Origin of the sequence: Streptomyces sp. NPDC042638, assembly GCF_040647235.1 — a bacterium.
In the GTDB taxonomy this organism is placed as follows: Bacteria; Actinomycetota; Actinomycetes; order Streptomycetales; family Streptomycetaceae; genus Streptomyces; species Streptomyces rameus.
This window is the reverse complement of the sequence record NZ_JBEZBT010000029.1, coordinates 25,651-48,125: the sequence shown is the minus strand read 5'-3', so window position 1 is coordinate 48,125 and position 22,475 is coordinate 25,651. Positions and strand designations below refer to the sequence as shown.

Here is a 22,475-nt window from a genome sequence, read left to right as displayed (position 1 = left end):
ACGGATCAGCGGGCCGAAAACGCGGGTCCGGGAGGAGGGAAAAATTTCTTTCCGTCCGACCAAACCGATCGGCCCGGTCGCTCCGTATACCCGTCCGTCAAAGGCAAGTCGGCACTGAGGACGGACGGCATGACACCTGTTTTCTCCAGGAGCGGCACGAGGCGCGCGGGCCTGGTCACGCTCATCTGCGGCGCGCTGGCCGCCGGCGGGCTCACGGCCGCCGGCGTCGCCACGCTGGCACCCGGGGCGGCCTCCGCCTCCTCCCACCGCGAGGCTCCGCTGATCTCGGGCACCCCGCAGTACGACAACACCGACCTGTACGCGTTCGTCAGTCCGGACAAGCCCGACACGACGACGATCGTGGCGAACTGGATCCCCTTCGAGGAGCCGGCCGGCGGACCGAACTTCTACACGTTCGCCGACGACGCCCAGTACGACCTGCACATCGACAACAACGGTGACGCGCAAGGCGAACTGGTCTTCCGGTACACCTTCAAGACCCACACGAAGAAAGGGGACACGTTTCTCTACAACACCGGCCCCGTCACCAACCTCGCCGACCCCGACCTCAACATCACACAGACCTACGACCTCGACCTGATCCGCCTGCGGAACGGGCACGAGATGTCGAGGACGAAACTCGCCGACGACGTGCCGGCGGCGCCGTCGAACGTGGGCAAGGCGTCCATGCCGGACTACGGCAAGCTCCGCTCGCAGGCCGTCTACAAGACGGCGGGCGGCACGACGACCTTCGCCGGGCAGGCGGACGACCCGTTCTTCCTGGACCTTCGGGTGTTCGACCTGCTGTACGGCGGAAACCTCAGCGAGGTCGGCCGGGACACCCTCAAGGGCTACAACGTCAACACCATCGCCCTGCAGGTGCCGAACGACCTGATCCGCGAGTCGGCCCACCAGCCGGTCGTCGGCATCTGGTCGACCACCCAGCGCCGCAATGCGCAGGGCTACTACAGCCAGGTCTCTCGCCTGGGCAATCCGCTGGTCAACGAGGTCGTCAACCCGCAGCAGGACAAGGACCGGTTCAACGCCTCGCAGCCCGCGTACGACGCGCAGTTCCTGAAGAACGTGACCAACCCCGAGCTGCCGAAGCTCATCGAGTCCATCTACAAGATCAAGGCACCCGCCGAGCCGCGCAACGACCTGGTCGACGTCTTCCTCAAGGGCGTCAAGGGCCTCAACCAGCCGCCGAACGTGAAGGCTGCGGAGGAGCTGCGGCTGAACACCTCGGTCAAGCCGAGCATGCACCCCAAGCGGCTGGGTGTGCTGGACGGCGACAACGCGGGCTTCCCGAACGGCCGTCGGCTCACCGACGACGTGGTCGACGAGGCGCTCCAGGTCGTCGAGGGCGAACTGGTCGGCTCCAAGAACGACTTGGGTGACGCGGTCGACAAGAACGACAAGAAGTTCGAGACGTACTTCCCCTACGTCGCCGAGCCCACGGCCGGCTCGCGCGGCCGGCTCGCCAAGGGTACGACGGCGGGCGCGGACGTGCGCAGCCAGCTCGGGGACGCCCTCCAGCCGGCCGGCTCGTCGTCCGGCGGCTCCGGCGACACCGTGCTGATCGCCGCCTCCGCGGCCTCCGGCGCGGCCGGGATCCTGCTCATCGGCAGCGCCTTCGCATGGTGGCGCCGGCGCATGCAGCGTGCGTACTGACCCCCGCACCCACCGAGACCGGCGCGGCCCGCTTCCCCTCTCCCCCACGACGGGCCGCGCCTCCCACACGACCGACGGAGGAGCTGGCATGGGCCCGCGCGGGCAGGACGACGAGCAGGACGGACGGACGGCGCGCACGACCGGGGACGCTCCCCCGGCACCGCCCCCGACCCGGAGCACCCGCGAACACCCGGGCGGTGACCAGGGCAGGGACGGCCGGGAGCACACGACGGACGGCGGGACCAAGGGCGACCGGGAGCGTGCGACGGCCGACGAGGGCGAGTGCGCTGCCGGTGACAGTCCATCTGCCGTCGGTGAAGGCGAGCGTGCCGTCGATGACAGTCCATCTGCCGTCGGTCAAGGCGAGCCTGCGGTCGTCGAAGGTGGCGGGGCCGGGGGCGAGGAGCGCGTCGCCGCGGTCCGCCGGGCCGGTGCCGTCGCGCGCCGCCGACAGGGAACGCGGCAACTGTTCGCCGCCGCACTGCTGTTGGCGGTCGCCATGACCGGTGGCGCCCTCGCGCTCGGCGCCGACCGGGTACCGGCGACGACCCAGCCGGTGGCCGCCGGCGCGGTCGACCCCGGTGTGCTGGGCGGCGCGAACCTGGACGCGAGCATCACCGCGCTCCAGGCCCATCTGCGCGCCCAGCCGAAGGACTCCGGCGGCTGGGCCACCCTCGGTCTGGCCTACGTCGAGCAGGCACGCACCAAGGGCGATCCGGCCCGCTACCCGCAGGCGGAGCAGGCGCTGCGGCGTTCCCTGTCGCTGACTGCGGACAACGACCAGGCGCTGGCCGGCCGCGCCGCCCTCGCCGCCGCCCGGCACGATTTCAGGAACGCCCTGACCTTCGCGGACGCGGCCCTGCGGCGGAACCCGTACAGCGAACGCGCGCTGTCCTCCCGGATCGACGCCCTGGTCGAACTCGGCCGGTACGCCGACGCGTCGAGGGCCGCGAAGACCGCCGACGCGCGCAGGCCGGGCGTGCCGGTGTTCACCCGGTACGCCTATGTGCACGAGCTGGCCGGGGACGTGACCACGGCACGCCGCGTCCTCGGGCAGGCGCTGGCCGCCGCCACCTCGCCGGGCGACACCGCGTACGTGGCCGCCCAGCTCGGCCAACTCGCCTGGAACCAGGGCGAGCGCACGACGGCACTCGCCTACTACGCCCGCGCCCTGGCCGCCGACGACGGTTACCTCCCGGCGCTGGAGGGCCGGGCCCGCGCCCGGGCGGCCGGCGGCGACCGGGCAGCGGCGATCAGGGACATGGAGGCGGTGGTGGCCCGCTCGCCGCTGCCCGGTCCGCTGGTCGAGCTGGGCGAGCTGTACGAGGCGCGGGGCGCGGCCGGCGACGGGGCCCGGGCCCGACGGCAGTACGCCCTGGTCGACGCCTGGATCGCGCTGGCCCGCGCCAACGGCGTCGACGCCGATCTGGACACCGCGCTGGCCGCCGCCGACCACGGCGACAGGCGGGCCGCCCTGCGCGCGGCCCGCGCCGAGTGGGCCCGCCGGCACACCGTGCACACCGCGGACGCCCTCGCCTGGGCCCTGCACGTGGGCGGCCAGGACCAGGAAGCCCTCTCCTACGCGCGCCGGGCCACGGCCACCGGTTACCGCAACGCCGCGTTCCGCTACCACCTGGGGATGATCGAGCTGGCCACGGGCCACCGGGCGGCCGGCCGGGCCTCGCTCGCCGCCGCGCTGAAGCTGAACCCCGGTTTCTCCACCCTGGGCGCCGCGCGGGCCCGTGAGGCACTGGAGGGGTCCGCGTGAAGCCACGTTCGCTGTGCGTCCTCCTCGCCGTGTGCGCCCTGGTCTCGCTGCCCGCAGGCACTGCGAGCGCACACCCCCTGGGCAACTTCACCGTCAACCGCTACGACGGCCTGGTCGCCGCTCCCGGACAGCTCCGCGTGGACCACGTGGAGGACCTCGCCGAGATCCCGGCGACGCAGGCCGGACCCGAGGTGGAGCGCCTGGGGCTGGGGGCGTGGGCCCGGCAGCGGTGCGCACGGGCCGCGACCGGCAGCAGGCTCAGCGTGGACGGGCGTACGGCCCCCCTGACAGCGGCCCGCAGCAGTGCGCGCCTGCGCCCCGGCCAGGCCGGTCTCCACACCCTGCGCGTGGAGTGCCGGCTGACGGCGCCGCTCCCTCGCGGTGCCACCGTCACCCTCGGCTTCCACAGCGCGGGCGCCACCGGCGGGCCGGGTTGGCGGGAGGTCACGGCGCGGGGCGATCGTATGACGCTCACCGCGACGGATGTGCCGAGGGCGTCGGTCTCCCGTGAACTCACCGTCTATCCGAAGGACTTGCTTTCCTCCCCCGCCGACACCGGCACTGCCTCGCTGCGGGTGCGGCCCGGCGGACCGGCGCTCGCGGCGGACTCGGAGCGGCAGGCGGCCCCGGGCGCCGGCGTGCTCCCGCGGGGTGCCGACCGCTGGACCCGCGCCCTGGACGACCTGGTGGCCCGGCAGGACCTCACCGTCGGCTTCGCCGCGCTGGCCCTGCTCATCGCGGTCGCCCTGGGCGCGCTGCACGCCCTCGCGCCGGGCCACGGCAAGACGCTGATGGCCGCCACGGCGGCGGCGCGCGGAGGCCGGGCCCGGCCGCGGGACGTGCTGCCGCTGGCCGCTTCGGTGACCGTGACCCACACCCTGGGCGTGGTGGCCCTGGGCCTCCTCGTCACGGCCGGCTCCGCCGCGACGCCCACGGTGATCTCCTGGCTGGGCATCGCCGGCGGCGCCCTGGTGCTGGCGGCGGGCGTGACGCTCGTACGCCGCGCTTGGCGCGACCGCGCGCTCGCCCCGGCCACGCCCCGGGCCACGGCCGCGCGGAGGGAGCCGGCGACGGTGGGCGCCGGCCACGGCACCACGCACCACCGGCACCGCCACGACGGGGAGCACAGCCACGATGAGGAACACACCCACGTGCACGACACCCACGTGCACGACACCCATGGGGAGCACACCCACGTGCCGCACACCCATGGGGAGCACACCCACACCCACGGCGGTCACACCCACACGCACCCCACCGCCCCGACCGTGCGCGGCACGATCCTGCTCGGGTTCGCCGGCGGCCTGGTGCCCAGCCCCTCCGCCGTCGTCGTGCTGGTCGGCGCCGCGGCTCTGGGCAAGGCATGGTTCGGGCTGCTGCTCGTCGTGGCGTACGGGGCTGGTCTCGCGCTGACCCTCACCGCCGCCGGTTTCGCCGTCGTCCGGCTGGGCGCGGGGGCCGCCCGGATGCTGGAGCGGCGCCCGCGCCGGACCGGCCGTCCGCTGACCGCCCTGGTGCGCCGGACCCTGCCGCTCGGGTCGGCGCTGGTCGTGCTGGCGCTGGGTACGGGATTGGTACTCAAGGGGGCCGTATCCGCGCTCGGCTGAGCTACGGCCGGAAGACGCTGTCGTTCCCGGCGGAGGCGGAGGCCCCGACGAACGGGGCCTCCGCCTCACCGTCGGGCTCGCCCTGAGGGATCACCGGGGCCGGACCGGAGGAAACGGTCCGGAAGGTTCACCCGGAGGAGCGAGCACGTACGGGTCATGCCGCGTTCGTGAGCACCGGCAGGTAGCCACCGGACTGACCGGACGCGGTCGGGTGGTACGACTCGCCGATGTTGAGCCAGTTGACGCTGTGCAGCCAGGAGTCACTGGAGCAGATCTCGTGGCCGGAGAAGGTGGTGCGGACGTCACCGAAGACGAAGTTGTGGGCGCTGACGCGGGCCTTGATGGTGGTGTCGATGTAGTCGGCGGCGCCGTTGATCGCGGACCGCTTGGTCTCCGAGAGGCCGAGGCACGACTGGCCGAGCAGGTAGAAGCGGGGGTAGCCGATGACGACGACCCGGGCGGACGGGGCTTTGGCGCTGATCGCGTTGTAGACGGTGTCCAGCTTGCCGGGGAGCGTGTTGGCGACGTACGCCCTGGCAGTGTCGATCTTGGACAGGCAGGCGCTGTCGGACTGGAGCACACAGGTCGTCATGACGTCCGAGAAACCGGCGTCGTTGCCGCCGATGCTGATGGACACCAGTGAGGTGGAGGAGTTCAGCGAGCCGAGCTGGCCGGACAGCACGTCGTCCGTCGTCGCGCCGGAGCAGGCGTTGAAGGCGAACGAGGAGGGGTTGTGGGCGGCGTTCCACAGGTAGGGGTACGCCTTCGTGCTCCGGTTGCAGCTGCCGCTTGAGCTGATGTAGCTGCCGGACCCCACTCCGGAGGAGTAGGAGTCGCCGAGTGCCACGTAGCCGCCGGTCACGGCGGTCGGGGACGCCTGCGCCGAAGCGGCCCCGGTGAGACCGAGGCCGGCGGCGAGGAGGAGCGAGGTAACGAATCCGGTAAGTCGGGAACGTCTCATGGAACCTCCCTTTAGCAGGATCTCTGCCGAGACTTTCTTAGCGCCTACGCGTGTTGACGGGAAGTGTCCATGTCAAAACTATTACTGTCTCAACAGGACCGACCCAAGACGTTCACGGCTCATCTATTGCCCGTGCATGCCATGTCGGCAGACCACCGGTCAACTCCCGTGCCATGCACGGCAGTCGGCGGACCGCCGGGGAACATCTGTCCCCGCACGGACGTCGTCTTGACGGCCGCCGACGGCTGCGCCACATTGAAGCCCGGCATCCGGCGCGTCGGGGGGCAAAGTCGCCCATGCAGTCCATACGTATCGAGACACCTTCACCAGACGGCGCCGAGGCGGACGCCGACGGCACGCGGCCAGGGCCGGGGAGGGGCCTGCCACCGCTGCTCGCCGGAGCCGCCACCGCCGTCTCGGCGGCCGGTGCGCTGCTCGCGTCCACCGACTCCGGTTCACCGCTGCGCGCCCCGTGCGCGCTGCTGTTCCTGCTCGTGGCGCCGGCCGTGGCGATCGCGGTGGCGCTGCGCGGGCTGGATCCCCTGGGCCGGGCGGTCACCGCTCTCGCCGGAGCGGTCGTCGCCGACATGCTGATCGCCCAGGGCATGCTGGCCGTGCACCGCTGGTCGCCCCGGGGCGGGGTGGTCGCGGTGACCGTACTGAGCCTGCTGATCCTGTTGCCGGCTCTGTTCCGGACACGAAAATCCGGAAATCGCACACAGGACTGAACAAGACGGGCCAACATCGGGCAATGACCAAATTATCGGGAAAGTGAGGCAGTCCTCCCGCCCTTGCGCTTAAGGTGCAATCGTCAATAACGTCTACATCTCACCCGCACGGGTGCGTCGCATCAGGCTCCGGGGAGGGGCTCAGGGGCCGTGGCGTTTCCGGGGCGGGGCGCGGTAGGGGGGTGCCGTGCTCGGTGACCACACCGGTGTCCGAGCCGTGCCGCGCGACCGGCTGCCTTCTTTTCCCGGCGGTCCGGCCAGCTTTGTCAGCTCGTCAGCGGAAACGGAGATCTCCGCGGGCTCCGGTCCGGGGGCCGGTCTGCCGCGCCCAGGACGAGTACCCCCCTTTCGAACCGGACACAGACCCGGGCCGCCCGGGCGGGCGGCCCACCGGACGAGAGGGAAAAAGACGCATGAGTTCCGTTCTGCATCCGCCTGGTTCGGGTCGGGATCCTCTGATCGCCACCCGTTACCAGCCCATCTCCTCTCACCTGGCGATCACTCCGCCGGTGAGCGTGGTGATTCCCGCGATGAACGAGGCGGAGAATCTGCCCTACGTCTTCAAGAGCCTGCCGGGCTGGGTACACGAAGTGGTCCTGGTGGACGGCAACTCCACGGACGACACCGTCGAAGTGGCGCGTTCCCTGTGGCCGGACGTCAAGGTCGTCGGACAGCGGGGCAAGGGCAAGGGGGATGCCCTCATCACCGGCTTCGAGTCATGCACCGGTGACATCATCGTGATGGTCGACGCGGACGGCTCGGCCGACGGCGGCGAGATCGTCTCCTACGTCTCCGCCCTGGTCTCCGGGGCCGACTTCGCCAAGGGCTCGCGGTTCGCCAACGGCGGCGGCACGGACGACATGACCCTCATCCGCAAACTCGGCAACTGGGCGCTGTGCACCGTCGTCAACCGCAAGTTCGGCGCCCGCTACACCGACCTGTGCTACGGGTACAACGCCTTCTGGCGGCACTGCCTGGACAAGATCGACCTGGACTGCACCGGCTTCGAGGTCGAGACGCTGATGAACATCAGAGTGGTCAAGGCGGGGCTGAAGGTGCAGGAGATCCCGAGCCACGAGTACCTCCGCATCCACGGCACCAGCAACCTGCGGGCCGTCCGGGACGGGCTGAGAGTGCTGAAGGTGATCCTGCAGGAGCGGTCCAACCGGCGTGACCTGCGCCGCCGCACCCACCGCTCCCCGCTGCTGCGCACCGGGCAGGGAGAGCTCTCTTGACGGATCCCGGCATCTCCGTCGTGATCTGCGTGTACACCGAGGACCGCTGGGAGGACATCCTCGCGGCGGTCTCCTCGGTGGGCGCGCAGTCGTATCCGGCGCTGGAGACACTCCTCGTCGTCGACCACAACCCGGCCCTGCTCGACCGGCTGGCCCGCGCGTACCAGGAGGGCGACCGCGTCCGGGTGCTGCCCAACGCCGGGCCGCGCGGCCTGTCCTCCGGGCGCAACACCGGCATCGCCGCCTCCCGCGGCGAGGTGATCGCCTTCCTGGACGACGACGCCGTGGCCGAGCGGGACTGGCTGCGCCACTTCGCCGCGGGGTACGCCGACCCGCGCGTGCTGGCGGTCGGCGGCCGTACGGTCCCCAACTGGGCGTCGGGCCGGCGGCCGGCCTGGTTCCCCGAGGAGTTCGACTGGGTCGTGGGCTGCACCTACCGGGGGCTCCCGCCCGGCCGGGTCCCGGTACGCAACGTCCTCGGCGGCAACGCCTCCTTCCGGCGCGCGGCGTTCGAGGCGGCGGGCGGCTTCGCCACCGGCATCGGCCGCGACGGCGACCGGCGCCCGCTGGGCTGTGAGGAGACGGAGCTGTGCATCCGCCTCACCCGCGCCCGCCCCGACGCCGTCCTGCTCATCGACGACCGGGCGGTGATCCACCACCGGGTGCCCCCGCTCCGGGAGCGCTTCGCCTACTTCCGCACCCGCACCTACGCCGAGGGCCTGTCCAAGGCCCTGGTGGCACGCAGCGTCGGCGCGGCCAAGGGCCTGGAGTCCGAACGCCGTTACGCCACGCGCGTGCTGCCCGCAGGAGTCGCCCGGGGCCTCAGGGACGCCCTGCTCGGCCGGCCGGGCGGCGCGGGGCGCGCGGGCGCCATCGTCGCCGGGGTGCTGAGCGCCGCCGGCGGCTACGCGGCGGGCAGCCTGCGGGCGCGGCGCGGCGGTACGGCGTTCTCCCCGGCCCCGCTCCGGACGCCGCTCACGGCACCCGGTCAGGGCCCGACGCCGGGACCGGGGGGACGCCCATGACTGACACGCCCGTACCCGTCCTCATGTACCACTCCGTCACGGCCTGCCCCAGCGACGCCACCCGCGCCCTGTCGGTCACGCCGGAGGCCTTCGCCGAACAGATGGCGCTCATCGGCCGCCTGGGCCTGACCCCGCTCACCACCGCGGACCTCGCGGCCCGCTGGCGGTCCGCCCGCCCGCTGCCCGCCCGGCCGGTGCTGATCACCTTCGACGACGGTTACGAAGGTGTGCACCGGCACGCCCTGCCCGTGCTCGCCCGGCACGGCTTCCCGGCCACGCTGTTCGTCTGCACCGGCTGGCTCAGGGGCCACCACGACACCGGGGGCGGCCTGGACACCATGCTCGACTGGCGGCAGGTGCGCGAACTGGCCGCGGCCGGGGTCGAGATCGGCGGCCACAGCCACACCCACCCGCAGCTCGACCAGCTGGACGACGCCGGACTGCGCGCGGAGCTGGACGGCTGCACACGGATCGTCAGCGCCGAACTCGGCGCGAGACCGGCGTCGTTCGCCTACCCGTACGGCTACTCGAGCCGCCGGGTCCGCCAGGCCGTGCGCGCGGCCGGGTACGCCCAGGCACTCGCCGTCGGCAACGCCCTCGCCCGCCGCCGCCAGGGCCCGTACGCCCTGAAGCGGGTCACGGTCCGCCGGAGCACCGGCGCCGAGGAGTTCGAGCGACTGCTCCTCGGCCGCGCCGTAGCCCGCGCCTTCGCCCGGGACCGTGCCCTCACCAAGGGGCACGCCCTCGTCCGCAGAGCCCGCCAGGTCCGCCGGAAGGCCATCCGATCCCGTGTCTGACACGACCACCACGACCGAGACCGAGACGCCCGGCGCCGGGCCGGCGGCGAGCACCGGGCGCCGGCTGCGGCTGCCCGGCAGGGGCCGGTCCGACGGCAGCCCACTGTTCCGCAACGCCTATGCGCTGATGCTCAACACCGGCATCTCCGCCGTCCTCGGGCTCGGCTTCTGGCTGGCCGCGGCACGCTACTACTCCGACTCGGCGGTCGGTCAGGGGTCGGCCGCCATCGCCGCGATGAAGTTCCTCGCCGGGCTGACCGCGGTGACCCTGACCGGCGCCCTGGCCCGCTTCATCCCGGTGGCCGGACACCGCACCGGCCGGCTCATCTTCCGTACGTACGCGGGCAGTTCACTGATCGTGGCGCTGGCCGCCGGTGTCTTCCTGATGACCCTGGACTCATGGGGGCCGTCGTACCGCTTCCTGCACGGGACGCTCAAAGGGCTCGGTTTCCTGGCGGCCGTCGCCGCCTGGAACCTGCTCACGCTGCAGGACGGTGTGCTGACCGGGCTGCGCAGAGCGCCCTGGGTGCCGGTCGGCAACACCGCTTTCTCGGCGGTGAAGCTGGCGCTGCTGGCCGCGTTCGCCGTGGCCCTGCCGACCAGCGGTGTCTTCGTGTCCTGGGTGGCCGCCATCGCCGCCTCGGTGGTGCCGCTGGGCTGGCTGGTCTTCCGGCGGCTGGTGCCCCGGCACGTCAAGGCGACCGAGGACCGGGCCAGGCCGCCGACGCTCAAGGAGATGGGCCGGTTCCTGGCCGGGGACTACACCGGGTCGCTGTTCTCGCTCGCCGTGGTCTACCTCGTGCCGGTGATCATCGCGGCGCAGGTCAGCTCCGCGGAGAACGCCTACTTCTACATCGCCACCACCATCGGCGGTACGACCGACCTGCTGGCCGTCAACATGGGCGCCTCGCTCACGGTCGAGGGGGCGCACGACCCGGCGCGGCTGGCCGTCAACACCCGTGCCGCGCTGGGGCGGATGGCCCGGATCATGCTGCCGGTCGCGGCTGTGCTCTTCGTCGGCGCGCCCTGGATCCTCGGCGTCTTCGGTGTGGGCTACGCCCAGGCCGCGACCCCGCTGCTGCGCTGGTTCGCGGTCGGCTCGGTGCTGCGGGTCGTGATCGAGACGTACTTCGCGGTGCTGCGCGCACAGAGCCGCACCGCGGGACTCGCCTGGCTCCAGGGCCTGTTGTGCGTCCTGGTGCTCGGCCTGACCGTGCTGCTCCTGCCCCGCACGGGGCTGACCGGGGCGGGTGTCGCCGAGGCGGCCAGTATCGCCGTGGTCGCGGCGATCGCCGCGCCGAGACTGTGGCGGACGGTCCGGGCCGCACCGGCCAAGGTGCCCGAGACGGCGGCGCCGGACGGGGACCTGGCCGACCTCGGGACGCTCCCCCGCTCCCGGCTCCTCTCCCGCTCCCGGCTCCGCCCGGGCGGGGGGAGCCCCGTCAGTGAGGCGGCCCCCGTCGTCGCGGCCTCCTCCCCCGCGCACCGGCAGGTTCCCGGCTGGGCCCTGGACGCCGACACCCTGGCCCTCGGCCTCCCGGCGGACTTCGACCACGCCGAACGCCGGCCGCCTGTCCTCCCGGCGGACTTCGACCACGCCGAACGCCGGCCGCCTGTCCTCCCGGGTACGGGCACACCGCTCGCGGGCCGCGCCGTACCGCGGCCGACGGTATGGCCGGACCCGGCGGCCGAGCCCGAGGACGCCGTACCCGAGGACGCCGTACCCGCGGACACCCTGCCGGAGGACGCCGTACCCGCGGACACCCTGCCGGAGGACGCGCTGCCGGAGGACGCCGTACCTGGGGATTGCGTCCAGGACTCCGTGCCGGAGGGGGCGCCGCCAGGCCGGCCTCGCCGATGGCTGCCCACCCGTGCGGGAACCGGCCTCGGCTGTCTGCTGGTCGCCGCGCTGCTGCTGTACTGGGTGCCGGCGCTGCGGCTCGGCGAGACCGGTCTCGACCGGATGGGCGGGCTCGGGCTGGTCTCCGTGCTGCCGCCGGCGACGGCGGCCGGAGCGGCCCTGCTGATCGCCGTCTTCGCCGCGCTGCTCCGGCTGCGCCACGAGCACCGGGCACTGTTGCTGGTCACGCTGCTGGCGACCGTGGTGTCCCTGCACGCGCTGCCCGCGCTGATCGAGCCCGAGCCGCGGTTCCCGACAGCCTGGCAGCACCTGGGGTTCCTCGACTACATCGACCGCACCGGCTCCGCCGTCCCGGACCTGGACGCCCGCTGGAGCTGGCCGGGCTTCTTCGCGGTGGCCGCGTTCGCCGGCCGGGTCTGCGGCATCACCGACTTCACCGAGGTCATCCGCTGGTGGCCGACGGTCATCCAACTGGCCTATCTCGCGCCGGTGTTGCTGCTCACCCGCGCGCTGCGGGCGGGCTGGCGGGCGAAGTGGACGGGTGTCTGGCTCTTCGTGCTGAGCGGCTGGGTCGGCCAGGACTACTTCTCCCCGCAGGGCTTCACCTACCTGCTCTACCTGGTGTTCGTGGCGGTCCTGCTGGTCTGGTTCCGCCCGCCACGGGTGATCTGGACGCGGCTGCGTCCCGGCGAGGCCGAGGTGGAGCCGGTCGACCGGCGCCAACGGGCCGTGCTGCTCCTGCTGTTGATCGGTCTGTACGCGGCGACCGTGCCCGCGCACCAGCTCACTCCGTTCATGATGCTGGGGGTGCTCACGGCCCTGGTCCTGCTCCGCCGGTGCGAAGCGCGCGGCCTGCCATTGCTGTTCGCGGTGCTGGTCGCGGTCTGGGTCGGCTTCATGGCGGAGCCGTACTGGTCCGGGCACTTCGACGAGCTGTTCGGCGGGGTCGGCGGGGTCGGCGGCAATGTGTCCACCTCGGTCTCCGGCCGTATCCAGGGCGGGAGTTCGGTGCACAAGCTGGTGCTGTACGCCCGGGTGCTGCTGGCCGGGTCGGTGCTGGCCCTGGCCTGCTGGGGCTGGTGGCGGCGCCGCTCGCACCGGTACCGCGAACGGTCCCTGCTGGTCCTGACCTTCGTACCGTTCCTGGGCTTCGGCATGCAGTCGTACGGCGGTGAGATGGCGTTGCGCGTCTTCATGTTCGCCGTCCCCGGCGCGGCCCTGCTCGGCGGGCTCGCGATCTTCCCGCGTGCCGGTGGCCCCGCGACAGCGCGCCGGCCGCTGCTCGCGCCGGTGGCCGCGCTGCTCGTCGGGCTGCTGCTGATGGGCGGCTTCCTGGTGGCCCGCTGGGGCAACGAGCCGTTCGAGCGGACCCGGCCCGGTGAGGTCGCGGCCATGGACTGGGTGTACGCCCACGACAGGCCGACGGTCCGGCTGCTGTGGCTGACCCAGGACCCGGTCAACGACGTCACCCCGGCGCTGCCGTGGGGTGCGCGGGACATGGAGCGGGTGAACTACGTGCCGACGCAGGCGCCGACGGACCCGGTGCTGGTGTCCGGGCTGGTCAAGGCGCTCAAGGACGCCGGCCCGAACTCGTACCTGATGATCAACCGGAGTCAGGTGACGTACCTGGAGCTGGACGCGGGCTACCCGGCGACCTGGGAGCCCCGGCTGACCGGGCACCTGGACGGCCGGCCGGAGCTGACGAAGGTCCTGGTCAACGCGGACGTGACGGTGTACGCGCTGCGCACGGCGCCGACGGGGCCGGTACCGCGGCCGCATCCCGGGCCGATCGGGCCGCAGGTGACCTGGACGCCGTGGTCGGTGGTCGGCGCGCTGGCCGCCGTGGTCCTGGTCCTGCTGCTGTCCGCCCGTGAGCTGGTGCGGGCGGCGGCCCGGCCGAGCGTACGCCGGCTACGGCTGCTCCAGGGCAGTTTCTGGTTCTCGCTGCCGCTGCTGGCGGTGGTGCTGGCCTCACTGGTGCAGCGGTTCTCGACCATGAAGTGACCGTGGTGGCTCAGCGGTCGAGCCACTTCACCTCGTACGCGGCCATCGGGAACCGCTTGCCGTCGACCTGGGCGCTGATCGCCCGGTCGAGGGTGTTGACGACGAGGACGGTCTTCGCGGTGGCCAGTACGCGGACGTTGGGCACGTCGTCGGGGGCGACGGACACGGTCTCGTACCGTGTGCCCGGCGGGAACGCCCGGCCGAAGCGGGACAGCAGGCCGTACATGGGCAGTGTCCTGCCGCCCTGGGCGCTGTCGGTCGGGGACCACAGGCAGCCGGGGCAGCGGCCGGTCTTCTCCTCGGGGTTCCAGTAGAAGCCGGAGTCGGCGCCGCCCCTGGCCATGGCGATCAGTCCGGCCGCGTGGACGGCCAGGCGGCGGGCCTCGGACCAGCCCTTGCGGTCGTCTCTGGCGTCGGCGGGCTCGACGTAGTACTCGGCCCACCACAGGGGCAGGCCGTGCGTGCGCCGGCGTACCCACTGGCCGACGGCGGTGAGCTTGTCGGTGGCGCCGAACTCGTCGGGCAGCAGCTCGTCGGTGTCGGTGTAGCTGGAGCCGTCGACGACGACGAAGTCGGCGCCGGCCTTGTGGCGGTTCCAGTAGTCGAAGGCGTCCAGCACCCGCTGGTCCATGGCGCCCCAGGGGCCGCGGAACGTGGCCGAGGCGTTCTCCTTCTGCCGCGGGTCGACGCTGTCCATCCCGAGGTAGGGGCCGCCGACCATGATGTCCTTGCCGACCTTCTTCAACGCCTTGTAGACGAGGTTGTACATCGCCGTGTAGCCCTCGTAGTCCCAGCGGCCCTCGGCGTTGTTCCAGAAGCCCTTGAACTCGTTCCACACGATGAAGTGCCGTACGTCGGGGTAGCGCCTGGCGACGGTGGCGGCGAGGTCGGCGAAGTCCTGGTAGTGGTCGGGATTGGGCGCGGTCTCCAGCGCGGTCCGGCTCCAGTCGGTGTTGCCCGCACCGGGCCGGCCGCCCTTCATCCAGTCCGGGGAGCAGCACAGCGTGACCACGGGGGTGCCGCCCGAGCCGCGGACGAAGTCGATCCGGCGGTCCATCGCACCGAAGTCGTAACGGCCCTTCACCGGTTCGGGGTTGTCGGCGCCCCAGCCCATCAGGGCCTGGACCTGGGGCAGGCCGCCGTCCCGCGCCAGCGACCGCTCGACCCGCTGGGTGGCGGTGCCGCTGCCCACGTCGGCGCTGTACTGCGTGTGGGTGAAGCCCCAGCCCAGGGACGGCTCCGGGCGTCCGGACGGGACGCTGGGCGTGCCGTGCACCTTGTCACCGTCGCGCGAGGTGCCGGCGGTGCTCGCCCCGTCGCCGGACAGGTGGGTCAGGGCCACGACCAGGGCCAGAGCGGTCGCGGCCACCCCGAGCAGGGCGGTGAGCCGCCATCGCCCTGCCCCCGTATACCACCCATGACGTCGCATCATGGACACAGTAGTGGCGGAGACCGCCCGGGGGGCGGGACTTGAGGACACCCGTGCGCGGCGGGGAATCCCGGGGAAGCGGCCGACCGGGCGGGGCCGCCGTCGGGCCGCCGGTGAAGAACCGCTCCTCCGGCGGAGCGTCCGGCGTCGGAAATACCGTGCGCGGAGGGCATCGGTGCCGGATCATGGCGGCATGTCTGCCAACCCGCACGACGCTCTGCCGATCCGGCTCCACGTCGACGACTCCGACTCGCCGTCCGACGTCGTCGACGCGCTGTTCCTCGGCCGCTTCGCGACGGGCGAGCAGCCGTACTCGCACGCGGCGAACATCGACCGCGTGCGCTCCGGCGTGACCCTGCTGCCGGACGGTGCCCGCGTGCTGCGGGTCGCCCGCGACGACGACCGCAGCGCCACCCTCGCCGAGGGCGACGGCTGGACCCTGCTGGTCTCCCGCTGGAACCGGGGCGCGGACGTCACGGTCACCGCCACCAGTGCCGAACTGGCCAAGCGGATCCTCGACCAGGCCACGGACGGCGCGTCCGACGAGCCGGAACCGCAGCCGGAGAACGTGACGATGGGGTTCTGGTACGTCTCCCCCCGGCGCGGCCCGCACCGCACCACCCGGCAGATCTCCGCGGGCACCTGGGACGAGATCCGCGCCAACTACACGGCACCGGTGGCCGGCGCGATGGACCGTCTGATGGGGACGACCCCCGACGACATCGCGGGCCGGCTGCTCCTGCTGCACGGCCCGCCGGGCACCGGCAAGACCTCCGCCCTGCGCACGCTGGCCCGTTCCTGGCGGGACTGGTGCCAGGTGGACTGCGTCCTGGACCCCGAGCGGCTCTTCTCCGACGTCGGCTATCTGATGGACATCGCCATCGGCGAGGACGACGGCGCGGGCAAGGGCCGCTGGCGCCTGCTGCTGCTGGAGGACTGCGACGAGCTGATCCGCGGCGAGGCCCGGCACACGGCGGGCCAGGCCCTGTCCCGGCTGCTGAACCTCACCGACGGCCTGCTCGGCCAGGGCCGCAACGTCCTGGTCGGTGTCACCACCAACGAGGACCTGGAGCGTCTGCACCCGGCCGTGGTCCGGCCCGGCCGCTGCCTCGCCCGCATCGAGGTGGGCCCGCTGACCCGCGCCGAGTCGGTGGACTGGCTCGGCACCGAAGAGGGCGTCGGCCGGGAGGGAGCGACCCTGGCCGAGCTGTACGCGCTGCGCCGGGGCACCACGCCGACGTCGGTGCCGGGGGCCCGGGAGGGCGCGGACGCGGGGCTGTACCTGTAGTGCTTTCATGAGGGTATGACCCTGTATGTCGGCACGTCGGGGTGGCAGTACAAGGACTGGCGGGAGCACGTCTACCCGGCCGGGGTGCCGACGCGGCTGTGGCTGGAGGAGTACACCCGGCTGTTCGAGACCGTGGAGATCAACAACGCGTTCTACCGGCTGCCGTCGTACGACACCTTCGCCGCCTGGCGCGACCGCGTCCCGCCGGACTTCGTCGTCGCGGTCAAGGCCAGCCGGTACCTCACCCACATCAAGCGCCTCAAGGACCCCGAGGAGCCGGTGCACCGCCTGATGACGCACGCGGCGGGCCTCGGCGGCCGTCTGGGGCCGGTGCTCCTGCAACTCCCGCCCACGCTGCGGGCCGACCCGCCCCTGCTGGACGCCTGCCTGGCCTGTTTCCCGGCCGGTACGAGAGTCGCCGTGGAACCCCGGCACGACTCCTGGTGGACTCCGGAACTACGGCGGGTCCTGGAATCCCGGGGCGCGGCCCTGTGCTGGGCTGACGTCCTGGCCCGCCCGGCCGCCCCGCTGTGGCGCACCGCCGGCTGGGGCTACGTCCGCTTCCACCAGGGCCGGGCCCGGCCCTGGCCGCGCTACGGCAGGCGTTCGCTGGAGACCTGGGTGGACCGCGTCGCCACGACGTGGTCCGGCGGCGAGGACGTGTACGCCTACTTCAACAACGACCCCGGGGGCGCGGCGGTGCGGGACGCGGCGGTGTTCGGGCGGGCGGCGAGGAGAGCGGGCCTGACGGTGACCCGGACACCGGAGCCGGCGCGTGACCACGCCGGGTCCCCGCCCGGGAAACCGCTCGCCGGAGCGGGGCCCGCGAGCCGGGACTGAGGGCTCGTCCCCGTGGAAGGCCCGGAGCGGGCGAGCGGCGGCACGCGATCCTCCCTGGGACGGGGACGGGGACGGGGAGGCCCGGCCCGGTCCGCGTCCTGGCGCGCGAGGGTGTCGTCCTTCCGCAGGCCGCAGGCCGCAGGCCGGCCCGCTCCGGGTAACCCGTTACGCGGACGGCCCGGCGGGCGTCGCCGGGCCGACGACGCCCGCCGGCGGGCCGGACCGGCGTCGGCGCGGGGTGCTCAGCCTTCGTAGGCCGCCCGCAGGGCGTCGCGGACAGCGGCGAGCGCCGCGTCCTCGTCCAGGCCGAGCCGCCGGACACGCTCGGCGTAGGCCTGGGCGGCGGACGCTGCTTCGCGTGCCGCCGCCGAGCCGGCGGCAGCCACGAACGTGCCGTTGCGCCCGCGCGTCTCGATCACCCCGTCGCCCTCCAGCGCTTTGTACGCCTTGGCCACCGTGTTGACCGCGAGCCCCAGGGATTCGGCCAGTCCCCGCACGGTCGGCAGCCGGTACCCCACCGGGAGGGCGCCGGACCGTGCCTGCTCGGAGATCTGCGCCCGTACCTGCTCGTACGGGGGCGCGCTGTCATCGATGCGGATCTTCAGGCTCACAGGCCCGATTGTCGCGCACCGGGCGGAAAATGGGAGGCAGCCCGGCCTCCCCGCCCCGTACGGTGCCTCCCCATGACAGTCCTCGTGCGCGCCCTGCGCCCCGATGTCCCCGCGGACGCCGAGGGTTTCGCCCGTGTCCGCCGCCTCGCGCTGCCGTACATCCTGTTCACCCCGGAGTCGGTCCGGCACACGGCCGCCCACACGCAGCCCGAGGCCCGCTTCCGGCCGCTCGTCGCGGTGGAGGACGGCGAGGTGATCGGCACGGCACAGGTCCATCTGGTCCCGGACAGCCGCGAGCCGGGTCAGGCCTGCCTGAACGTCTACGTCCGGCCGGACCGGACCCGCCGCGGCGCCGGCCGGCTGCTGGTGGCGGCCGCCGAGGAGTACCTGGCCTCCCTGGGCGCGACCAAGCTGTTCGCCTGGGCCCTGGACGAGCCGGCCAACCGGGCGTTCGCCGAGCGACGCGGGTACCGCGTCGGCCGCTCCGCCCACTTCCTCCGGCTCGGCCTGGCGAACGGCACCCTCCCGCCGCTGACGCCGGTCCCGGCCGGCGTCGAACTGCGTACGGCCGCCGACTTCGCGGACGATCCCCGGCCCCTGTTCGAGCTGGACGCGGAGACGCTGTGCGACGAACCGGGCGACGTGGGGTACGAGTTCACCGACTACGACGCGTGGACCGAGGAGACCTGGAAGCACCCGCTGCTGAACCGGGAGCTGACGACGGCCGCCTGCGTCGACGGCCGGCCGGTCGCCTTCACCGTGGCCCGCACCGACGGCGACGGCCGCTACTCCACCGCGATGACCGGCACCGCCCGCGCGTACCGCGGCCGCGGTCTGGCCAAGCTCGCCAAGGTCCACTCGCTGCACCGGGCCAGGGCCGCCGGCCTGACCGAGGCCTTCACGGGCAACGACGTCGGCAACGATCCCATGATCGCCATCAACAGGTGGCTCGGGTACGAGGTCTGCGCGACGGAGGTGCGCTATGTCCGTGAACTCGGCTGAGCCGGCGGGCCGGCTGGAGGTGGTCCTGGTCAAGGCGGGCCGTACGAAGATCCGCTATCCGGCGGAGCTGCTCCGGGACGACGGCAGCCGGATCACCGTGCGGGCCCCGTGGGCGGGCTCCGGGGTGCGTGACTTCGGCTTCGTGCGCTTCGAGCCGGGTGATGTGTTCACCGAGTACTACTGGCGGGACCGGTGGTACTCGGTGAAGGAGGTCCGGGCCGCGGACGGCTCCCTCAAGGGCTGGTACTGCGACATCACGCGACCGGCCGTCCGCACCGGCGCGGAGCTGGTCGTGGAGGACCTGGACCTCGACCTGTGGCGCTCCGCCGACGGGCGGGACGTACGGCGGCTGGACGAGGACGAGTTCGCCGAGAGCGGGCTGACGGAGACGGACCCGCAGGCCGCGTCCGCCGCGGTCGCCGCACTCGACGCGCTGGAGGCGCTGGCGGTCGGCGAGCGCGGCTTCGGCGAACTGCTGGTCTGACCCGGCCGGGGCGGCGCGGTGTCACACGGTCGCGACCACCGCGTACCGCTCGTCGTCCACCTCCTTCCCCCACAGCCGGGAGTGGCCGGACAGCTGCTCCACGCGCACCTGCCGGACAAGCGGTTCCAGGAGGGCGACGAGCCGCCCGGAGGGTATGCCGACCGGGGAGACGGTCCCCCAGACGCCCTCGACCAGCACGAACCGGCCTCCCGGCCGCAGCAGGGTCCGCCAGTGCCGCAGCGCCGCGGCCGGGTCCGGCAGGGCCCACAGCACATGCCGTACCAGGACCGCGTCGAAGCGTTCCTCCCCCACCGGCGGGGCCGCGGCGTCCCCGCACAGGATCGTCGCGGTATGCCCGGCGAGTTTCGTCCGGGCCCGCTCGGCCATCGCCGGGGACCGGTCGACGCCCGTCACGCGGTGCCCCTGTCCGACGGCGAGCAGTGACAGGCTGCCGGTCCCGCAGCCGAGGTCGAGGACGTCGGCCGGACGTTCGGGGAGCCAGGCGCGGAGCCGGTCCGCCCAGGCCGCGCGGACCTCGGGGTCGCGCAGGCCGTGGTCGGGTTCGTCGTCGAAGGCGGCGGCCCGCGCATCCCAGTCCTCCTGCGCGGTGGCCGCAACCGTGTGCGTGTTCTCCCTCGTCATGCCCGGAGAGTGCCACACGCCACTGACAGTGCGGGCGTGACGGCCGCCACTGACATCCCGGCGCCGATGAGGAACTCTCCCCGAAAGCGTCTACCTCCGTGACAACACGGAACTCGGCAGGCACTGAAGGAGGCAGCCGTGCGCCGCATGACCGTGCAGAAGCCGCTGAAGAGGACGGACAGCCGCCGGATCCGCGAGGAGGCGGGGGACCACCGCCCGGCGGGACGTCCCGAGGTGCGCAAGGACATCGCGCGCACCTGGTGGCCCGACGGCTGACACCGGGACGCCTCAGCCCAGCCGCTTGCGGTAGTGGACGCGGTCGTAGAGGCTCCAGGATCCCGGACGGCGGGCCGAACCCGTTCCGTGTCGCTGTCGGTCATGCGCGCACGCCCGTACCTGAGCGCAGTCTGAGCACCCCCTTAAGCGCACCATAAGGATCTCCTCCGCCCACTGCCGGCGGGCGGTTTCACGGTTCCCCGGGGCTAGGTTCGGATCACCCCCACGGGATCCAGCCCGCCCCGAGGACCGTTCCGAGGAGTTCTCCATGCCCGCACGCCGCAAGGCCGCCGCCGTCGCCGCCGCCCTCGGCATCGGCGCACTCGCCCTGCCCGCCGCCCCCGCCTCCGCGCACGGCTCGATGGGGGACCCGGTCAGCCGCGTCTCGCAGTGCTACGCGGAGGGTCCGGAGAGCCCGAAGTCGGCCGCGTGCAAGGCGGCCGTGGCGGCCGGCGGCGCACAGGCCCTGTACGACTGGAACGGCATCCGGATCGGCGACGCGGCCGGGCACCACCGGCAGCTGATCCCGGACGGCAAGCTGTGCAGCGCGAACAGCGAGGAGTTCAAGGGGCTCGACCTGGCCCGCGCCGACTGGCCGGCGACGAGCGTCCGGGGCGGGTCGTACACCTTCAAGTACCGGGTGACCGCGCCGCACAAGGGCACCTTCAAGGTCTACCTCACCAAGCCCGGCTACGATCCGGCGAAGCCGCTGGCCTGGTCCGGGCTGGACCTGGAGCACCCGGTGGCGACGGTCACCGACCCGGTCCCGGCGGGCGGCTTCTACGTCTTCTCCGGGACCCTGCCCGAGCGGACCGGCAGGCAGCTGCTGTACGCGGTCTGGCAGCGGTCGGACAGCCCGGAGGCGTTCTACTCCTGCTCCGACGTCGACTTCGGCGGCGGTACGGGAGGTGGCGGGGCCACTCCGGCTCCGTCCGCCTCCGCGCCCTCCGACGAGCAGGTCGCGGCCGGTGCCGACAAGTCGACGATCGAGCACCACGGGCACGGGGACGACGACGCGAGCACCTCGGCGGAGCCCGCCGCCGCTCCGGCACGGTCCGCCGCCGTTCGGGCCGCCCGGGCCGGGTCGGCCGGGGCTCCGGCCGACCTCGCGGAGACGGGCGCGTCCACGGGCACCTCGTACCTCGCGATCGGCGGCGCGGCGGCGCTGGCGCTGGGCTCTGCCGCGCTGTTCCTGTCGGTGCGACGGCGCGCGGCGGGCGGCGGCCACCGCCGGTGAGGGTTCCGGGGCCTGTCCGGCGGCTCAGGCCGGACGGGCCCCGGCGGCAGCTCAGCTGAACACCGACGCGCAGGTGGTGGCGGTGGCGTGGGCCGGGTCGAGCGCGTTGGCCACCTCGTGGAAGGCGATCCGGTCCAGCAGGCCGATCGCCACGTGTTCGGAGAGGTCGACCGGGCACAGGTCCTGGAGCAGGACGTTGTGGACGTCGGAGCCGTTCAGGTACTGGGTGCGCCAGGGGGTGACCACCTCGTCGTGCCGGGTGGCGATGACCGTGTAGCGCACTCCGGGGACGGTGTCGCCGCCCGCGTTGAGCTTGGTGAGGAAGGCGGAGCCGGTCATCTGGTCGGCGAGGCCGGGGGTGGTGGCCTTGAGCAGGTCCTCGGCGCCGGGGAAGTACGGCAGCAGGTGGGTGAGGCCGTCCAGGTCGGTGCCGTGGTTGTCGGGGGCGATGCCGACGAGGGCGTTGACCTTGGCGGCTCCGCCGAGGAACTTCAGGTAGTAGCGGGGCATCATGCCGCCCTGGGAGTGTCCGACCAGGTCGGCCTCGGCGGCTCCGGTCGCGGCGAGCACGTTGTCGACGAAGGCGGACAGCTGCTCGGCCGACTTGTCGATGGGGCCGAGGCCGTGGAAGAGGGGGACGCCGGGGAGCTGGCCGTAGTCGAGGGAGTAGACGCAGTAGCCGCGGCTCGTCAGGTAGGGGGCGAGGCCGAGCCAGTTGTCGACGGAGTTGCCCAGGGTGCCGTGGACGAGGACCACGGGGCGGGGGTGGGCGGCGGAGGGCTTGCAGGAGTAGTCGTTCCAGCCGCTGCTGTGAGCGGAGGCGCCGGCGGTGGGGGCGTCGGTGGGGGCGTCGGAGGCGCTGGCGGTGGCGGCGGGTACGGCGGCGACGGCGGCGGTGAGGAGCAGCGCGGCGAAGGGTCTGAGCAGTCGCTTCCAGGGCAGCATCGTGTGATCTCCTTGCGGCTCAAGGGAGGGGCACGGCCTAACCCTGTGATCCGGATCACGGGAT

Annotated in this window: 19 protein-coding genes; 14 read left to right on the top strand and 5 right to left on the bottom strand. The window is 73.1% G+C overall.

The features are described 5' to 3' along the window. Window positions 1-129: 129 nt before the first annotated feature. The 3 genes from AB0B40_RS22795 to AB0B40_RS22785 all read left to right on the top strand — a co-directional run bounded on the left by AB0B40_RS22795 (window position 130) and on the right by AB0B40_RS22785 (window position 5,046). Window positions 130-1,671, top strand: coding sequence for a DUF4331 domain-containing protein (locus AB0B40_RS22795; RefSeq protein ID WP_345048948.1), 1,542 nt, complete (start codon window positions 130-132; stop codon window positions 1,669-1,671). Between the two features lie 88 nt (window positions 1,672-1,759). Then, window positions 1,760-3,439, top strand: a complete 1,680-nt coding sequence (locus tag AB0B40_RS22790) for a hypothetical protein (RefSeq protein ID WP_362265253.1) — start codon at window positions 1,760-1,762, stop codon at window positions 3,437-3,439. Beyond that, the gene (locus tag AB0B40_RS22785; protein ID WP_362265251.1) at window positions 3,436-5,046 is read left to right on the top strand and encodes a nickel transporter; all 1,611 of its coding nucleotides are present in this window, start codon (window positions 3,436-3,438) and stop codon (window positions 5,044-5,046) included. Before AB0B40_RS22790 ends, AB0B40_RS22785 begins: the two co-directional genes overlap by 4 nt. Before the next feature lie 154 nt (window positions 5,047-5,200). Here AB0B40_RS22785 and AB0B40_RS22780 read toward each other — a convergent pair whose 3' ends face one another. After that, the gene (locus AB0B40_RS22780) at window positions 5,201-6,007 is read right to left on the bottom strand and encodes an SGNH/GDSL hydrolase family protein (RefSeq protein WP_345048937.1); all 807 of its coding nucleotides are present in this window, start codon (window positions 6,005-6,007) and stop codon (window positions 5,201-5,203) included. 296 nt (window positions 6,008-6,303) lie between these two features. Here AB0B40_RS22780 and AB0B40_RS22775 point away from each other — a divergent pair, with 296 nt between their 5' ends. The 5 genes from AB0B40_RS22775 (at window position 6,304) to AB0B40_RS22755 (ending at window position 13,657) form a co-directional block, all read left to right on the top strand. Next, complete coding sequence (locus AB0B40_RS22775; RefSeq protein ID WP_362265249.1) at window positions 6,304-6,735, top strand: hypothetical protein; 432 nt, start codon at window positions 6,304-6,306, stop codon at window positions 6,733-6,735. 413 nt (window positions 6,736-7,148) lie between these two features. Beyond that, window positions 7,149-7,970, top strand: a complete 822-nt coding sequence (locus tag AB0B40_RS22770) for a glycosyltransferase family 2 protein (RefSeq protein WP_362265247.1) — start codon at window positions 7,149-7,151, stop codon at window positions 7,968-7,970. Then, complete coding sequence (locus tag AB0B40_RS22765; RefSeq protein WP_362265245.1) at window positions 7,967-8,995, top strand: glycosyltransferase family 2 protein; 1,029 nt, start codon at window positions 7,967-7,969, stop codon at window positions 8,993-8,995. The genes AB0B40_RS22770 and AB0B40_RS22765 overlap by 4 nt, the downstream gene beginning before the upstream one ends. Beyond that, on the top strand, window positions 8,992-9,792 hold the full coding sequence (locus AB0B40_RS22760; RefSeq protein ID WP_362265243.1) for a polysaccharide deacetylase family protein: 801 nt from the start codon (window positions 8,992-8,994) through the stop codon (window positions 9,790-9,792). Before AB0B40_RS22765 ends, AB0B40_RS22760 begins: the two co-directional genes overlap by 4 nt. Beyond that, entirely contained in the window at window positions 9,785-13,657 is a 3,873-nt protein-coding gene (locus AB0B40_RS22755) for a lipopolysaccharide biosynthesis protein (protein WP_362265242.1), read from the top strand. Before AB0B40_RS22760 ends, AB0B40_RS22755 begins: the two co-directional genes overlap by 8 nt. 10 nt (window positions 13,658-13,667) lie before the next feature. On the opposite strand, the gene AB0B40_RS22750 is transcribed toward AB0B40_RS22755, so the two are convergent. After that, entirely contained in the window at window positions 13,668-15,086 is a 1,419-nt protein-coding gene (locus AB0B40_RS22750; protein WP_362265240.1) for a xylan 1,4-beta-xylosidase, read from the bottom strand. Window positions 15,087-15,279: 193 nt separating this feature from the next. Here AB0B40_RS22750 and AB0B40_RS22745 point away from each other — a divergent pair, with 193 nt between their 5' ends. Both AB0B40_RS22745 and AB0B40_RS22740 read left to right on the top strand, forming a co-directional pair. Next, complete coding sequence (locus AB0B40_RS22745; RefSeq protein ID WP_345048916.1) at window positions 15,280-16,374, top strand: DUF5925 domain-containing protein; 1,095 nt, start codon at window positions 15,280-15,282, stop codon at window positions 16,372-16,374. 15 nt (window positions 16,375-16,389) lie between these two features. Further along, window positions 16,390-17,214 carry a DUF72 domain-containing protein gene (locus AB0B40_RS22740; protein WP_345048911.1) on the top strand — a complete coding sequence of 275 codons (825 nt, stop codon included), beginning with the start codon at window positions 16,390-16,392 and terminating at the stop codon, window positions 17,212-17,214. A 242-nt stretch (window positions 17,215-17,456) separates the two neighbouring features. Here the strand turns inward: AB0B40_RS22740 and AB0B40_RS22735 are convergent, their stop codons facing one another. After that, window positions 17,457-17,825 (bottom strand): GntR family transcriptional regulator, encoded by a 369-nt coding sequence (locus AB0B40_RS22735; protein WP_345048908.1) that lies wholly within the window; start codon window positions 17,823-17,825, stop codon window positions 17,457-17,459. Window positions 17,826-17,897: 72 nt separating this feature from the next. Here AB0B40_RS22735 and AB0B40_RS22730 point away from each other — a divergent pair, with 72 nt between their 5' ends. Together AB0B40_RS22730 and AB0B40_RS22725 are read left to right on the top strand one after the other, a co-directional pair. After that, window positions 17,898-18,827, top strand: coding sequence for a GNAT family N-acetyltransferase (locus AB0B40_RS22730; protein ID WP_345048905.1), 930 nt, complete (start codon window positions 17,898-17,900; stop codon window positions 18,825-18,827). Continuing rightward, window positions 18,808-19,311: a DUF402 domain-containing protein gene (locus AB0B40_RS22725; protein WP_345048903.1), complete on the top strand. Its 504-nt coding sequence runs from the start codon at window positions 18,808-18,810 to the stop codon at window positions 19,309-19,311. The genes AB0B40_RS22730 and AB0B40_RS22725 overlap by 20 nt, the downstream gene beginning before the upstream one ends. 21 nt (window positions 19,312-19,332) lie before the next feature. On the opposite strand, the gene AB0B40_RS22720 is transcribed toward AB0B40_RS22725, so the two are convergent. Then, window positions 19,333-19,953, bottom strand: coding sequence for a class I SAM-dependent methyltransferase (locus tag AB0B40_RS22720; protein ID WP_362265237.1), 621 nt, complete (start codon window positions 19,951-19,953; stop codon window positions 19,333-19,335). A gap of 138 nt (window positions 19,954-20,091) precedes the next feature. Between AB0B40_RS22720 and AB0B40_RS22715 the strand changes: the two genes are divergently transcribed. Then, complete coding sequence (locus tag AB0B40_RS22715) at window positions 20,092-20,229, top strand: hypothetical protein (RefSeq protein ID WP_345048895.1); 138 nt, start codon at window positions 20,092-20,094, stop codon at window positions 20,227-20,229. 268 nt (window positions 20,230-20,497) lie between these two features. Next, window positions 20,498-21,466, top strand: coding sequence for a lytic polysaccharide monooxygenase (locus AB0B40_RS22710; RefSeq protein WP_362265235.1), 969 nt, complete (start codon window positions 20,498-20,500; stop codon window positions 21,464-21,466). A gap of 51 nt (window positions 21,467-21,517) precedes the next feature. On the opposite strand, the gene AB0B40_RS22705 is transcribed toward AB0B40_RS22710, so the two are convergent. After that, window positions 21,518-22,411, bottom strand: a complete 894-nt coding sequence (locus AB0B40_RS22705; protein WP_345048888.1) for an alpha/beta fold hydrolase — start codon at window positions 22,409-22,411, stop codon at window positions 21,518-21,520. Window positions 22,412-22,475: the final 64 nt, after the last annotated feature.

Bases quoted from the DNA above. Each gene is read 5' to 3' on its own strand.
- AB0B40_RS22795 (WP_345048948.1), top strand. From the start codon at position 130: ATGACACCTGTTTTCTCCAGGAGCGGCACGAGGCGCGCGGGCCTGGTC.
- AB0B40_RS22790 (WP_362265253.1), top strand. From the start codon at position 1,760: ATGGGCCCGCGCGGGCAGGACGACGAGCAGGACGGACGGACGGCGCGC.
- AB0B40_RS22780 (WP_345048937.1), bottom strand. From the start codon at position 6,007: ATGAGACGTTCCCGACTTACCGGATTCGTTACCTCGCTCCTCCTCGCC.
- AB0B40_RS22775 (WP_362265249.1), top strand. From the start codon at position 6,304: ATGCAGTCCATACGTATCGAGACACCTTCACCAGACGGCGCCGAGGCG.
- AB0B40_RS22770 (WP_362265247.1), top strand. From the start codon at position 7,149: ATGAGTTCCGTTCTGCATCCGCCTGGTTCGGGTCGGGATCCTCTGATC.
- AB0B40_RS22760 (WP_362265243.1), top strand. From the start codon at position 8,992: ATGACTGACACGCCCGTACCCGTCCTCATGTACCACTCCGTCACGGCC.
- AB0B40_RS22750 (WP_362265240.1), bottom strand. From the start codon at position 15,086: ATGCGACGTCATGGGTGGTATACGGGGGCAGGGCGATGGCGGCTCACC.
- AB0B40_RS22745 (WP_345048916.1), top strand. From the start codon at position 15,280: ATGTCTGCCAACCCGCACGACGCTCTGCCGATCCGGCTCCACGTCGAC.
- AB0B40_RS22740 (WP_345048911.1), top strand. From the start codon at position 16,390: ATGACCCTGTATGTCGGCACGTCGGGGTGGCAGTACAAGGACTGGCGG.
- AB0B40_RS22730 (WP_345048905.1), top strand. From the start codon at position 17,898: ATGACAGTCCTCGTGCGCGCCCTGCGCCCCGATGTCCCCGCGGACGCC.
- AB0B40_RS22725 (WP_345048903.1), top strand. From the start codon at position 18,808: ATGTCCGTGAACTCGGCTGAGCCGGCGGGCCGGCTGGAGGTGGTCCTG.
- AB0B40_RS22720 (WP_362265237.1), bottom strand. From the start codon at position 19,953: ATGACGAGGGAGAACACGCACACGGTTGCGGCCACCGCGCAGGAGGAC.
- AB0B40_RS22710 (WP_362265235.1), top strand. From the start codon at position 20,498: ATGCCCGCACGCCGCAAGGCCGCCGCCGTCGCCGCCGCCCTCGGCATC.
- AB0B40_RS22705 (WP_345048888.1), bottom strand. From the start codon at position 22,411: ATGCTGCCCTGGAAGCGACTGCTCAGACCCTTCGCCGCGCTGCTCCTC.